Genomic DNA, 13,629 nt, shown 5'->3' on the forward strand with positions numbered 1-13,629 from the left:
TTGCTAACAGTATTGCGGCCCGGTTACGTTTTCGGACACGCAAGCACGGCTCACAGTGCTCTTGCCTCACGTTCCGCCGCAGTGTGAGCAGCCGGCACACCTCCCATACACACGTACCTGCACCTCGCTCCGCCGCGCCGACCGGTGCGTACTCCATTCATGGGTTTTCCGCAGCCGCACCATCCCGCCGGTCCCCGCGCGGCCCTCTCCCCCGGAGGCGCGCGTGATCAGACATGCCCTCAGTCGGCGCCTGGCCGCATGGACGGCGGCCGTCGTCCTGCCCGCCGCAACCCTCGGAACCTCGGCCGTCGCGGCACGTTCCGCGGGCGAGGCGGACCAGGGCGCAAGGCCGGCCCCGGTCGTCCGGACCGACAGCGGCCCGGTCCGCGGCGTCGCGGCCGCCGAGGCCGACCGGTTCCTCGGCCTCCCCTACGCGGCGCCGCCCCTGCGTGAGCTGCGGTTCGCGCCACCGGCAACACCCGCCGCCTGGAAAGGAGTTCGCCAGGCCACCCGCCAGTCGCCCGCCTGCATCCAGTTCGAGCCCACGGGCATTCGCGAGGAGCAGGCCGTCAGCGAGGACTGCCTGTACCTGGACGTATACCGTCCGGCCCGGGTGTCCAAGAACGCCGAACTCCCCGTCATGGTGTGGTTCCACGGCGGCGCCAACACCCAGGGCACCGGCGTCATCTACGGCGGCAGCACCATGGCCGCGAAGACCGGCACCATCGTCATCTCGGTCAACTACCGCCTGGGCGCGCTCGGTTTCCTCGCCCACCCGGCCCTCAGCGAGGTCACGCCGGGCGGGTCCGGCAACTACGGGCGCATGGACCAACTGGCCTCGCTCCGGTGGGTCCAGGACAACATCGCGAACTTCGGCGGCGACCCGGCGAACGTGACCGTCTACGGCCAGTCCGCGGGCGGCGGAGCCGTCTGCGACCTGATGGCCATGCCCTCCGCGCGCGGTCTGTTCGCCAAGGCGATCGTGCAGAGCTCCGGGTGCATGAGCGACCGGACCTCGCTGCCGGCCGGGGAGCAGAGCGGAGTCACGTTCGCCGAGTCCGTGGGATGCACCGACGCGGCGGCGGTCGTGAGCTGCCTGCGCAAGGCGTGGCCGGGCAGGCTCGTCGCCAACCAGGCCAACTATCTGGGCGGTTCGAAGGTGGGCGGCGCGCTGCTGCCCGAGTCGTTCAAGGCAGCGCTCGCCGACGGCACCTGGAACGCCGTTCCCGTGATGACCGGCAGCACCCGCTCCGAGAACCGTCTTCTGTCCACCGCCCTCGCCCAGATCACCGCGCAGGGGTACGTCGACCTCGTCGACAAGACGTACGGGGACAGGGCGGCACGCGTCCTGGAGCTGTACCCCTTGAGCAGGTTCAAGAGCCCGTACGACGCCATCACGCAGGTGCAGACCGACGCCGGCAACGCCTGCCGGGTCGAGCTGACGGCCCGGGCGACGGCGGCCGAAGTGCCGACCTACCGCTACGAGTTCAACGACCCGACCTCGCCGACCCTCTACGGATTCGCGATCCCCGGTGAGGACATGTCCAACGCGCACAGTGCCGAACTCGCCTACCTCTTCGACTTCACGCTCGGCGAGAAGCCGCTCACCGCGGTGCAGGAGCGGCTCTCGGACCAGATGATGCGCTACTGGGGCGCCTTCGCCCGCAGCGGCGACCCACATGTCAAGGGCGCCCCGGCGTGGCCCCTCTACGGCACCGGCCAGAAGGTGATGCAGCTCCGCTCCGGTGGCGCCGGCCAGGCGATCACCACGTTCGCGGCGGAGCACCACTGCGACTTCTGGCTCGCCTGACACACGTCGGGCCCCACCTCCCCACCTCCTCACCTCGACCTCCTTACCTCGACAGGAAGCAGGGAACGATGAGACTCAGGAGACTGAACGGCAGAATCGGTATCGCCCTGGCCTCCGCGGGCCTGCTCGGCCTGGGCCTGACGACCCTGCCTGCGACGACGACCGGCGCGTCGGCGCAAGGCACCGAACGCCCCGCCTCGACCGTGGTGGAGACCACCGACGGCAAGGTCCGTGGCAACAGCCGGACGGGGTACGACGAGTGGCTCGGCATCCCCTACGCCGCCTCGCCCACCGGCGCCCGGCGGTGGACCGCGCCGCAGCCGACCGCCGAGTGGAAAGGCGTGCGCGACGCCACCGCGTTCAGTGAGCGCTGCGCCCAGCCCAGCGGCTGGGATCCCGGCTACGAGAACCCGACGACCACCGAGAACTGCCTCTCCCTCAACGTCTATGTGCCCCAGGGCACGAAGGGGCGCCTCCCGGTCCTCGTGTGGATCCACGGCGGCGGCTACTTCGGCGGCGCCGGCCAGGACACCGACCCGCGCAAGTTCGTGGAGCAGACGGGCTCGGTCGTGGTCACCGTCAACTACCGCCTCGGCCCGCTCGGCTTCCTGAACCTGCCCGAGCTGCGCAAGGAGAGCGCCGACGGCGCCGGGAACTACGGCCTGTTGGACCAGCAGGCCGCCCTGCGCTGGGTGCAGGCCAACGTCGCCGGCTTCGGCGGCAACCCGAAGAACGTCACCATCGCCGGACAGTCCGCCGGCGCGAGCTCCGTGTGCGCACAGCTGGCCTCGCCCACCGCCAAGGGCCTCTTCGCGCGGGCGGGCATCATGAGCGGCAGTTGCGGCATGCAGTCCGCGTCGGCCGGTGAGACGCAGAGCAAGGCCTTCGTCAAGGAGATCGGCTGCTCCACCGCCTCCGACGTCCTCGCGTGCCTGCGCGCCAAGCCCGCCTCCGCGATCGTCACCGCCCAGCAGAAGGCGGCCGTGCGGCCCTCCCTCGGCGGCGCCGCCTTCCCGACCGATCCCGCGGTCGCCGTGGAGACCGGGAAGTTCAGCCGCGTCCCGGTGATGCTCGGCCAGACCAACAGCGAACGCGGCCTCTCCACGTTCCAGAACTACGACTACCTCGGCAAGCCGATGACCGCCGCCCAGTACGAGACGGAGGTGCGCGGCGCCTACGGAGCAGGCGCCGACAAGGTGCTCGCGGAATACCCGCTCAGCGCCTACGACACCCCGGGCGAGGCGTGGACCGCCGCCCAGAACGGCTCCACCTCCTACGCCCGCTGGCAGCTCATGGGCACGCTGTCGCGCTGGACGCCCACCTACGCCTACGAGTTCGCCGAGAGCGACACCCCGCACTTCACCTCGATCTTCCTGATCCAGCAGAAGAGCGAGACCGCACGGAACTTCCCGTTCGGCGGTGCCATCCACGTCGACGACCTCGGCTACCTCTGGGACTACCTCGGCCAGACCATGCCGTACGACGACGACCAGTTGGAGCTGTCCTCGCAGATGATCCGCTACTGGGGCCACTTCGCCGCGAACGGTGACCCGAACGGCGCCCGCACCCCGGCCTGGCCGAAGTACACCACCAGGACCGAGGCCCTGATGTCACTCTCCGCCTGCGACACCTCCCCGGCGAGCGGCAAGTCCCCGGCCGCCTGCTCCAAGGTCTCCACCCAGTTCGACGAGGAGCACAACCTCGACTTCTGGGAGAGCCTCCCGTCCTGACGGTCCGCACGCGCCGGTGCTCCCGCTCCCCACGGGCGGGAGCGCCGGCCGGACACTCCCCCTCGACCTCCCGTTTCGGAGCTCACCGTGCACGAGACCGCCGTACACGGCCGCGCCGGAATCCGGCGCCTGGCGGCCTTCTTCCCGTCCGTCACGGGATGATCCGGCACGCCCCGACAGGAACAGGAGGAGGTGGCGGCGGTCCTCGATCGGTCGGTGACCCGGCCCCCCGGCACCGGTGCTCGGGCCGGGCCACGCCGTCCTGAGCGGCCCGGCCGGCCCGCACATTCCTGCTGATCGCCGCAGGTGAGTCCGTTAAGGTCGTCTCGGAGCGATCGGGCACTGCGCTGCGGAACGTGCCCCGGATGTGCCCCAGAGGTGGCCTCTCCATCGGAGGGCTGAGAGAACGCGCAGGTCAGAGCCGCTATGGGGGCACAGTGCGATTGCGAGTGGAGTTCACGACCGAGCCCTTCGATCTGGACGAGGCGCCCGCGCATGCGGTGGTGGCCCGTGAGGTCATCGAGGCGGCCGAGCTGGACGCGGTGGACGTCGGTCCGTTCGGCAACACGGCGGAGGGCGGCGCCGACGCCGTACTGACCACCGTGGACGCCCTGCTGCGCCGGACCCTGGAGTCCGGCGCCACCCGGATCTCGCTCCAGCTCAATGTGATCGGCGAGAACGTGACCGGGGAGGGCGAGAAGTGACCGGCACCGGGGACGAGCCCTTCATCTCGGCCGTGAAGCCGCTGGTCGACGCGATGGGCGGCGAGCTGCTCCCGCCGGACGAGGCCGGCCCCGACGACGTCGTGCTCGCCTGGGAGGGCGCCGACGTCGTCGCCGTACGCCTGCCCCAGCTCGCCGACTCCCTCGACCACATCCTGGCCGCCATGGAGCGCAAGAAGGGCAAGCCCCTCGCCGACCTGGACCGCAAGGCCAAGCAGGAGGTCGTACGCATACTGGAGGCGCGCGGCGCCTTCTCCGTACGGCACGGCGTGGAGACCGTGGCGAGCGCGCTCGGGGTGAGCCGCTTCACGGTCTACAACTACCTGAACCGCGAGAAACAGGGCTGAGCCCGGGCCGGTGGGGCAAATGGGCCTGATCGCCGGTCTTGCCGGGCTTTGTTACCCGGAATTTTCAACAAAGTGTTGACGCACTCTTCGGGAGGGCGTTAGCTGGCGGCAGCCCGATCAGTACGAAGGCCGTTCGCGGCCACGGAGGCTCCCGTGACGTCGACTTCCACGCCCCCGGGCCTGGCCCGGTTCAACGCCCTGGAGGAGCACGCGGCCTTCGCCGCCCTCCACGAGGCGTGCGCCTCCACGGCGTGGGCGAGGCGGCTGCTCGCCGCTCGCCCCTACGCCGCTCCCGACGACCTCTACACCGCCAGTGACGCCGCGACGGCCGAGCTGAGCGCCGAGGACCTGGCCGAGGCCATGGCCGGGCACCCCCCGATCGGCCGCCCCAAGCCGGGCGATCCGACCTCGGCGCGGGAGCAGCGCGGCATGGCGGGCGCTTCCGAGGGGCTGAAGACGGAGATGCTGGAACTGAACCTGGCGTACCAGGAGAGGTTCGGCCATGTCTTCCTGATCTGCGCCACCGGCCGGACCGGCGAGCAGATGCGGGACGCGGTCAAGGAGCGGATCGGCAACGCGCCGGAGCAGGAGCGGGAGATCGTCCGCACCGAGCTGGGCAAGATCAACCGTATCCGGCTCGCCCGCATCGTCGAAGCAGACTGAAGAGGACTGACGCAGCATGAGCACCAGCACCACCGCCTCGGTGTCCACGCACATCCTGGACACCAGCATCGGCCGCCCCGCCGAGGGTGTCGCCGTCCGGCTCTCCGCCCGCTCGGGGCGCGAGGCGGACTGGCAGGCGCTCGGCGGCTCGGCGACCGACGCGGACGGGCGGTGCAAGGACCTGCCGGTGCTGCCGGAGGGCACCACGCACGTACGGCTCGACTTCGCGGTGGAGCCGTATTTCGAAGAGAACGCCGAGAAGAAGCAAGCCGATGCGCAGCAGGACGCCCCCGCGAATCGGGACAGCGGCCCCGGGGTGTTCTTCCCGGAGGTGGCGATCACGTTCGCCGTCAAGCCCGGCGAGCACTACCACGTACCGCTGCTGCTCAACCCGTTCGGCTACTCCGTTTACCGAGGGAGCTAGCTAAATGACAGACATTTCCCGCCCTGCCCGCCCTGTCATCCTGGGACAGAACCAGTACGGCAAGGCCGAGAACCGAGTCGTCAAGATCACGCGGGACGGCGCCACCCACCACATCAAGGACCTGAACGTCTCCGTGGCGCTCTCCGGCGACATGGACGAGGTCCACTACTCCGGCTCGAACGCCAACGTCCTGCCGACCGACACCACCAAGAACACGGTGTACGCGTTCGCCAAGGAGCACGGCATCGAGTCCGCCGAGCAGTTCGGCATCCACCTCGCCCGTCACTTCGTGACGTCGCAGGAGCCGATCAGGACGGCGCGCATCCGCATCGAGGAGTACGCCTGGGAGCGGATCGAGACCTCCGACGCCAACTCGGAGGTCATCGGCGCCGACGAGGTCGGGCACTCCTTCGTACGGAAGGGCCAGGAGACCCGGCTGACCCAGATCACGTACGACGGCGAGTCGTGGGAGGTCGTCTCGGGCCTCAAGGACCTCGTCGTGATGAACTCGACCAACTCCGAGTTCTGGGGGTACGTCAAGGACAAGTACACGACGCTTCCCGAGGCGTACGACCGGATCCTGGCCACCCAGGTCGCCGCCCGCTGGCGCTTCAACTGGTCCGACGACGAGCAGAAGATGCCCCACTGGGAGGAGTCCTACGAGCAGGTGAAGAAGCACATGCTCCAGGCCTTCGCCGAGACGTACTCGCTGTCGCTCCAGCAGACCCTGTACCAAATGGGCTCGCGGATCATCAACAGCCGCAGCGAGATCGACGAGGTCCGCTTCTCGCTCCCGAACAAGCACCACTTCCTCGTCGACCTCGAGCCCTTCGGGCTGAAGAACGCCACCGAGGACGGTGCCGTGTACTTCGCCGCCGACCGCCCGTACGGCCTGATCGAGGCGACCGTCCTGCGGGACGGCTGCGAGGCGAAGATCCCGGTGGACCTCACCAACCTCTGAGCCCTCCGCCGGGCCGACCCCTTCGATCAACTCCATTTTCGGCACCCGTGGCCGGGGGCACTCGCACCACCCGTCCCTCGGCCCGGCACTCAAATCTCCAGGGTCCTGCCGTGCCCACTCCACTGAGTCCGCTGAGGGAAAAGGACGCATCATGGCAGCAGACCGGCGCATCGTCATCGAGAACTGTTCGATCGCGACCGTCGACGCCCACGACACCGAGTACGCGAGCGGACACGTCGTCGTCGCCGGCAACCGCATCGAGTCGCTCGGCGCGGGCAGGGCCCCCGAGGGCCTGGAGAACGTCGACCGCCGTATCGACGCCACCGGCCACCTCGTGACCCCGGGCCTGGTCAACTCGCACCACCACTACTACCAGTGGATCACCCGGGGCCTGGCCACCGACCACAACCTCTTCAACTGGCTCGTCGCGCTGTACCCGACCTGGGCGCGCATCGACGAGCGGATGGTCCGCGCGGCCGCCGAGGGCTCCCTCGCGATGATGGCCCGCGGCGGTGTCACCACCGCCATGGACCACCACTACGTCTTCCCGCAGGGTTCCGGCGACCTCTCCGGCGCGATCATCGGCGTCGCCCGTGACATGGGCGTCCGCTTCACCCTCGCCCGCGGCTCCATGGACCGCAGCGAGAAGGACGGCGGCCTGCCCCCGGACTTCGCCGTCGAGACCCTGGACGGCGCCCTCGCCGCCACCGAGGAGACGGTCAGGCGGCACCACGACGCCTCCTTCGGCGCGATGACCCAGGTGGCCGTGGCCCCCTGCTCGCCGTTCTCCGTCTCCACCGAACTGCTCAGGCAGGGCGCCGAGTTGGCACGCCGCCTCGGCGTACGACTGCACACCCACGGCTCGGAGACCGTGGAGGAGGAGCAGTTCTGCAAGGAACTGTTCGGCATGGGCCCGACCGACTACTTCGAGTCCACCGGCTGGCTCGGCGAGGACGTGTGGATGGCGCACTGCGTCCACATGAACGACTCCGACATCGCCGCCTTCGCCCGTACGAAGACCGGTGTCGCCCACTGCCCTTCGTCCAACGCCCGCCTGGCGGCGGGGATTGCGAGGGTCCCGGACATGCTCGCCGCCGGCGTCCCGGTCGGTCTCGGCGTCGACGGCACGGCGTCCAACGAGTCCGGCGAACTCCACACCGAACTGCGCAACGCCCTCCTCATCAACCGCCTCGGCGCCCACCGCGAGGCCGCCCTGAACGCCCGTCAGGCCCTGCGCCTGGGGACGTACGGCGGCGCCCAAGTCCTGGGCCGCGCGGGCGAGATCGGTTCCCTGGAGCCCGGTAAGCTCGCCGACCTGGTGCTGTGGAAGCTCGACACGCTGGCCCACGCCTCCATCGCCGACCCGGTGACCGCCCTGGTCTTCGGCGCGGCCGCCCCGGTCACCGCCTCCTTCGTGAACGGCCGTCAGATCGTGGCGGACAACCGGCTGCTCACCGTCGACGAGGACGCGATCGCGCGCTCCACGCGGGCCGAGGCGCAGCGGCTGGCCGAGATCGCCGGGCGGTAACTCCGCAGCGACGTAGGGCACTTGATTCCCGTACCGATGTACGGCAGCTGAATCCCCGTACCGATGTACGGCAGATGAAGCTCAGTACCGATGTACGGCTACTGATCTCCGGTCGAGAGGGACGGCTTTCGACCGGTGGCCGTGGACCCGAGCGGGGTCCATGGCGGCCGTGTCCGGGGTGCGCATGGACGTGCGCGCCCCGGAACGGCCACCGTTCCCCACCGAACGGCCCGTCCCGGTCCCGCACGACCGCGCACCACCTCCTTGAAACCCACGTCAGAGCCGACGTGCTGTCAACCGACCGGAGGAGAGCCGCAGTGTCCGTCCAACCAGTCGATGAGATACATGAGATACACCCCGTAGACCAGAAACTCCCCGCCCTGAAGATGGCGACCAGCGGTCTGCAACATGTGGCCGCCATGTACGCGGGAGTCGTCGCCCCGCCTCTGATCGTCGGCGCGGCCATCGGCCTGACCGGCACCGAACTCACCTTCCTCACCGGCGCCTGCCTGTTCACCGCGGGCCTCGCCACCTTCCTCCAGACGCTCGGCATCTGGCGGATCGGCGCCCGGCTGCCCTTCGTCAACGGCGTCACCTTCGCCGGTGTCGCCCCCATGACCGCGGTCGTCGCCTCCACCGAGGACAAGTCCGACGCCCTGCCGATCATCTTCGGCGCGGTCATCGTCGCCGGCCTCCTCGGCTTCGTCGCGGCCCCCTTCTTCAGCAGGGCGGTCCGCTTCTTCCCGCCGGTCGTCACCGGCACCGTGATCACGCTGATCGGTGTCTCGCTGCTGCCGGTCGCCTTCGGCTGGGCGCAGGGCCCCGATCCGTCCGCGGCCGACTACGGTTCGACGACGTATCTGGGCCTGGCGGCGGCGACCTTGGTGATCGTCCTGCTGCTACGGCGCTTCACGCGCGGCTTCGTCAAACAGATAGCCGTGCTGCTCGGCCTGGTCGTCGGCACGCTCGTCGCCATCCCGTTCGGCGTCACGGACTTCTTCCCGGGCGGACGCGGACGTCGTCGGCTTCCCGACGCCGTTCCATTTCGGCGCCCCGCAGTTCCAGCTCGCCGCGATCGTCTCGATGTGCGTGGTGATGGTGGTCTCGATGACCGAATCGACCGCGGACATGCTGGCGTTGGGCGAGATCGTCGAGCGCCCGGCCGACGAGAGGACCATCGCGGCCGGGCTGCGCGCCGACACCCTCGGCTCGGCGATCAGCCCCCTCTTCAACGGCTTCATGTGCAGCGCCTTCGCGCAGAACATCGGCCTCGTCGCCATGACGAGGATCCGCAGCCGCTACGTCGTGGCGACGGGCGGCGGCTTCCTCGTCCTGATGGGCCTGTGCCCGATGGCCGCCTCGCTCATCGCGGTCGTACCGCGCCCGGTGCTCGGCGGGGCCGGCGTGGTCCTCTTCGGCTCGGTCGCCGCCAGCGGCATCCAGACCCTGGTCCGGGCCGGGCTGGACAAGGACAACAACGTCCTGATCGTGGCCGTCTCGCTGGCCGTCGGCATCATCCCGATCACCGCGCCGGAGTTCTACCACGCCTTCCCGGAGACGGCGAGGATCGTCCTGGACTCCGGCATCTCGACCGGCTGCGTGGCCGCGGTCCTGCTCAACCTCGTCTTCAACCACCTCGGACGGAACCGGGACGCGCAGGACGTGACCCATCCGATGGAGGCGGGGGAGGAGATCGCGAACGTCACCCCCGCCTGAAGGCCTGGCAGGGCTGGGGGTCCGGCAGCCGTCCGGTGAAGTACGACCTCGGCGGCACCCCCATCAGGGTGCGGAAGTCGGACGTCATGTGCGACTGGTCGTAGTAGCCGGTGGCGGCGGCCAGTTCGGACCAGCCGGCCCGGGGCGCCTCGGTCAGTACATGGCGTACACGGTCGATGCGGGCATAGTGCTTCGGGGAGAGGCCGACGCCGTCCGTGAAGAGATTACGCAACTGCCGCTCGCTCACGGCGAGTTCACGGGCCACGTTCTTGACCTGAGCGGGGGCGTGGCCCGCTCGCGTCGACAGGGCCTCGACGGCGTCCCGCAACAGGCGGGTGCGCGAGTGGTCGGCGATCGACAGATCCGGTAGCAGCTCCGTCAGGTACGCCACCATCTCCTCCGGAGCCAAGTGGACCAGATCCTCGGAGAGTTGACGTGCCATACGGGTCGGCAAGGCGCCCAGCGGCACGGCCCGCCCGACGAGGTCGACCGCCGGTGTGCCGAGCAACGGGCGCGCCGTACCGGGTCCCAGGCTCACCTGGACGCAGGACGCCACCCGCCGGTCGGCGTCCGCGTAGTACGCGGCACGGGTGCGCGGTCCGACGACCAGGGCGCCGCGACGGCCGCCCTCCTCGACCCTGACGACCAACTTCGTCGCCGTGTCCGGCACATGGGCGAACGACGCCGGCAGCTCCTCCCCGGCGCTCACCGACTCGATGCCGGTGATCCACGGGCGCAGGGAGGCGGGGACGGTCAGGGCGCGCTCGGCGAAGGCATGGGTCACCCTCCTACGGTAGGCGCGCGCCTACCGTGTGCGGGCACCGCAACCGTGCCGGAATTTCCTAGAGACCGGGGGCGGCCGGCCGTCAGCGTGGAGGCCATGATCCTAGTGACCGGTGCCACGGGCACCATCGGCAGTGAAGTCGTACGACAGCTCGCGGCGCGCGGCGAAAAGGTGCGCGCTCTGACCAGGGACCCGGCGAAGGCCCAGGTGCCGGTGGGTGTGGAGGTGGTGCGCGGGGACTTCCTCGACGCCGAGTCCGTGGCGGCGGCGCTGGCCGGGGCGACAGCCGTGTTCCTGGTGGCCGTACTCGGACCGGCCGACGGCGGGCGGGACGCGCGGCTGGTCGAGCGGGCGCGGACGGCGGGCGTCCGCCGGATCGTGAAGCTCTCCTCCATCGGCACCGGCGACCCCGACTACGGCCCCTTCGGCACCTGGCACCTTCCGGGGGAGGAGGCCCTGCGGTCCGGTGGCTCGGAGTGGACGATCCTGCGGCCCTCCTCCTTCGCCACGAACACCCTTGGCTGGGCGGAAGCGATCAGCTCGGGTCGTCCCGTGCCCAACATGACCGGGGACGGCCGACAGGGGGTGGTCGACCCGCGTGACGTGTCCGAGGTGGCCGTCGAGGCGCTGACCGGCTCCCGGCACTCCGGGCGGACGTACACGCTGACCGGGCCGGCGGCGATCACCGTCCCCGACCAGGCCGCCGCAGTCGCCGCTGTCGTGGGACGCCCGGTGGAGACGCGCGACCTCTTGCCGGACCAGATCCGCGAACAGCTGGCGGCCTCGGGCATGGACGCGGCTGCCGTGGAGAGCGTTCTCGGTGGCCTTCTGTTCGCCCGCGAGGGCGGCAACTCGCTCGTCACGGACGACGTACGGGAGGCGTTGGGGCGGCCTGCGCGGTCGTACCGGGAGTGGGTCGAGGACCACAAGGCTGTCTTCGCCGGGGCCTGACAGGCGGAAGGCGGCGGGCGAGTGCTCCGCCGCCTGAAGCCGGTTCGTCAGTCCCGTGCCCCCGTCCTCGGCCGCAGCACCGCCGCCGCCAGCGCCAGCGCCAGCGCCGCGATCACCGTCGCCACCCGGAACGCCAGCTGGTAGCCCTCCGCGGTGGCCGCCACCAGTTCCCGGCCATCGGCGAGGAGCCCCTCGGTGCGGCTCGCCGCCAGGACCGAGAGCACCGCCAGACCCAGCGAACCGCCCACCACCTGCGTGGTGTTGAACAGCCCGGACGCCACTCCCGCGTCCTCCTCGCTCGCGCCCGACATGGCGATCCCGGTCAGCGCGGGCATCGCGGCCGCGAACCCGGCGGCGAGCAGGAGCAGCGGCGGCAGTACGTCCGTGGCGTACGAGCCGTCGGCGGGCGCGCGGCTCAGCAGGGCCATGCCGACGCCGATCAGTACGAGCCCCGCCAGCAGTACGCGGTACGCGCCGAACCGGCCGATGGTCCGCGCGGACAGGCCCAGCATCAGCACGCCGATCGCGATCGGAGCCGGCAGGAAGGCCGTGCCGGTGAGCAACTCGTCATAGCCCAGCACGCGTTGGACGTAGAGCGCGCCGATGAACTGGAAGCCGAACATCGTCGCGATCATCAGGATCTGCACGGCGTTCGCGCCGGACAGCAGCCGGGAGCCCAACAGCCCGAGGCGCAGCAGCGGGCGTGCGGTCCGCGCCTGGCGGACGGTGAACGCCACGAACAGGGTGAGCGCGAGCGCGGCCAACAGCAGAGTGGCGGTCAGGTCGCGGTCGCCGGCGCCGACGATGACGTACACCGTGAGCATCAGCGCGCCGGTGACCAGCGCCGCTCCCGGATAGTCGGCGCCCTCGCCGAGTCCTTCGCCCTGGTCCGGGGCGAGGACGCGGACCGCGGCCAGCCAGGCGACGATGCCGATCGGCAGGTTGATCAGGAAGATCCAGTGCCAGTTCAGGGCCTCGGTCAGCGCCCCGCCGAGGAACGTGCCCAGCGCGCCGCCGGCCGCGCCGACCGCGCTGAACACCGCGATGGCGCGGGCCTGTTCGCGCGGCTCGGGGAAGAGGGCGACGAGCATGCCGAGGACCACGGCCGCGGCCATGGCCCCGCCGACGCCCTGCAGGGCACGGGCCGCGATGAGCACGCCCCGGTCGGTAGCGACCCCGCACAGCACCGACGCCACGGTGAACACGGCGAGCCCCGCCGTGAACATCCGCTTGCGGCCCACCAGGTCGCCGAGCCGGCCCACCAGCAACAGCAGTCCGCCGAACGGGATCAGATAGGCGTTGACGACCCAGGCCAGCCCCGGCGCCGAGAAACCGAGGTCGCTCTGGATGGCCGGCATGGCGACCGTGACGATGTTGCCGTCCAGGATCGTCATCAGCGTCCCCGCGCACAGCACGACGAGGGACGCCCAACGGGAGTACGTTCGCTGCGGGCGACGCGTATGCGTCGGTGACTCGATCAGGGACGTCATGGCGACGGGCCTCCGCAATCTCCATCGAAACCATAGGTGCACGACTTGTAACGGGGTACATCGTGGGTGACCATGGAGACCCGCCATAAGGAGGCAGCTCGATGTCCCAGAGGAACACCGGTGTTACCTCCCAGATGGTGAACGCGCACGCCTGCCCCGTCCGCGAAGTTCTTGACAGGGTCTCCGGGAAATGGAGCGTGCAGATCCTCGTCGCCGCCGCCCACGGACCCATCCGGTTCACCGAGTTGGAGCGCAGCATCGAAGGCATCAGCCGCCGCATGCTGACCCTCACCCTGCGCAACCTGGAGCGCGACGGCCTCGTCACCCGCACCGTGCACGCCACGGTGCCACCGAAGGTCGAGTACGAACTGACTCCGGTGGCCCGCGAGTTGCACGAGACTCTGCAACGGCTGACCGACTGGGCGGAGCGCAACCGGGTCTACATCGCCGAGTCACGTGCGTCCTACGACACCGAGCACGACCCGGAGTTGGTCGACGCGTAG

At 70.3% G+C, this 13,629-nt stretch carries 12 protein-coding genes and 1 pseudogene; 11 read left to right on the plus strand and 2 right to left on the minus strand.

Going from position 1 to position 13,629, the window contains the following annotated elements; genetic code table 11:
- Nucleotides 1–223 precede the first annotated feature (223 nt).
- The 9 genes and pseudogenes from ADK57_RS33765 (at nucleotide 224) to ADK57_RS33805 (ending at nucleotide 9,901) form a co-directional block, all read left to right on the plus strand.
- Nucleotides 224–1,810, plus strand: coding sequence for a carboxylesterase/lipase family protein (locus ADK57_RS33765; protein WP_053753457.1), 1,587 nt, complete (start codon nucleotides 224–226; stop codon nucleotides 1,808–1,810).
- A gap of 68 nt (nucleotides 1,811–1,878) precedes the next feature.
- Nucleotides 1,879–3,540 (plus strand): carboxylesterase/lipase family protein, encoded by a 1,662-nt coding sequence (locus ADK57_RS33770; RefSeq protein ID WP_078973491.1) that lies wholly within the window; start codon nucleotides 1,879–1,881, stop codon nucleotides 3,538–3,540.
- A 437-nt stretch (nucleotides 3,541–3,977) separates the two neighbouring features.
- Nucleotides 3,978–4,244 (plus strand): hypothetical protein, encoded by a 267-nt coding sequence (locus ADK57_RS33775; RefSeq protein WP_078973492.1) that lies wholly within the window; start codon nucleotides 3,978–3,980, stop codon nucleotides 4,242–4,244.
- A complete protein-coding gene (locus ADK57_RS33780; protein WP_053753459.1) occupies nucleotides 4,241–4,609 on the plus strand; it encodes a helix-turn-helix domain-containing protein in 369 nt (122 codons plus the stop codon). The genes ADK57_RS33775 and ADK57_RS33780 overlap by 4 nt, the downstream gene beginning before the upstream one ends.
- 153 nt (nucleotides 4,610–4,762) lie before the next feature.
- Nucleotides 4,763–5,272, plus strand: coding sequence for a 2-oxo-4-hydroxy-4-carboxy-5-ureidoimidazoline decarboxylase (gene uraD / locus ADK57_RS33785; protein ID WP_053753460.1), 510 nt, complete (start codon nucleotides 4,763–4,765; stop codon nucleotides 5,270–5,272).
- A gap of 16 nt (nucleotides 5,273–5,288) precedes the next feature.
- Nucleotides 5,289–5,696 (plus strand): hydroxyisourate hydrolase, encoded by a 408-nt coding sequence (gene uraH, locus ADK57_RS33790; protein ID WP_053753461.1) that lies wholly within the window; start codon nucleotides 5,289–5,291, stop codon nucleotides 5,694–5,696.
- A 4-nt stretch (nucleotides 5,697–5,700) separates the two neighbouring features.
- Nucleotides 5,701–6,657: a factor-independent urate hydroxylase gene (gene pucL, locus ADK57_RS33795; protein WP_053753462.1), complete on the plus strand. Its 957-nt coding sequence runs from the start codon at nucleotides 5,701–5,703 to the stop codon at nucleotides 6,655–6,657.
- A gap of 151 nt (nucleotides 6,658–6,808) precedes the next feature.
- Nucleotides 6,809–8,185, plus strand: a complete 1,377-nt coding sequence (locus ADK57_RS33800; RefSeq protein WP_053753463.1) for an 8-oxoguanine deaminase — start codon at nucleotides 6,809–6,811, stop codon at nucleotides 8,183–8,185.
- Nucleotides 8,186–8,571: 386 nt separating this feature from the next.
- A pseudogene (locus ADK57_RS33805) lies at nucleotides 8,572–9,901 on the plus strand (nucleobase:cation symporter-2 family protein).
- On the opposite strand, the gene ADK57_RS33810 reads toward ADK57_RS33805, so the two are convergent.
- Entirely contained in the window at nucleotides 9,888–10,685 is a 798-nt protein-coding gene (locus ADK57_RS33810) for a helix-turn-helix domain-containing protein (protein WP_053753464.1), read from the minus strand. The pseudogene ADK57_RS33805 and the gene ADK57_RS33810 overlap by 14 nt on opposite strands.
- 96 nt (nucleotides 10,686–10,781) lie before the next feature.
- Between ADK57_RS33810 and ADK57_RS33815 the strand changes: the two genes are divergently transcribed.
- On the plus strand, nucleotides 10,782–11,636 hold the full coding sequence (locus tag ADK57_RS33815) for an NAD(P)H-binding protein (RefSeq protein ID WP_053753465.1): 855 nt from the start codon (nucleotides 10,782–10,784) through the stop codon (nucleotides 11,634–11,636).
- Between the two features lie 47 nt (nucleotides 11,637–11,683).
- Here ADK57_RS33815 and ADK57_RS33820 read toward each other — a convergent pair whose 3' ends face one another.
- Nucleotides 11,684–13,126, minus strand: coding sequence for an MFS transporter (locus ADK57_RS33820; RefSeq protein ID WP_053753466.1), 1,443 nt, complete (start codon nucleotides 13,124–13,126; stop codon nucleotides 11,684–11,686).
- Nucleotides 13,127–13,227: 101 nt separating this feature from the next.
- Between ADK57_RS33820 and ADK57_RS33825 the strand changes: the two genes are divergently transcribed.
- The gene (locus ADK57_RS33825) at nucleotides 13,228–13,629 is read left to right on the plus strand and encodes a winged helix-turn-helix transcriptional regulator (RefSeq protein WP_078973493.1); all 402 of its coding nucleotides are present in this window, start codon (nucleotides 13,228–13,230) and stop codon (nucleotides 13,627–13,629) included.

This window comes from Streptomyces sp. MMG1533, from assembly GCF_001279775.1.
Classification (GTDB): Bacteria; Actinomycetota; Actinomycetes; order Streptomycetales; family Streptomycetaceae; genus Streptomyces.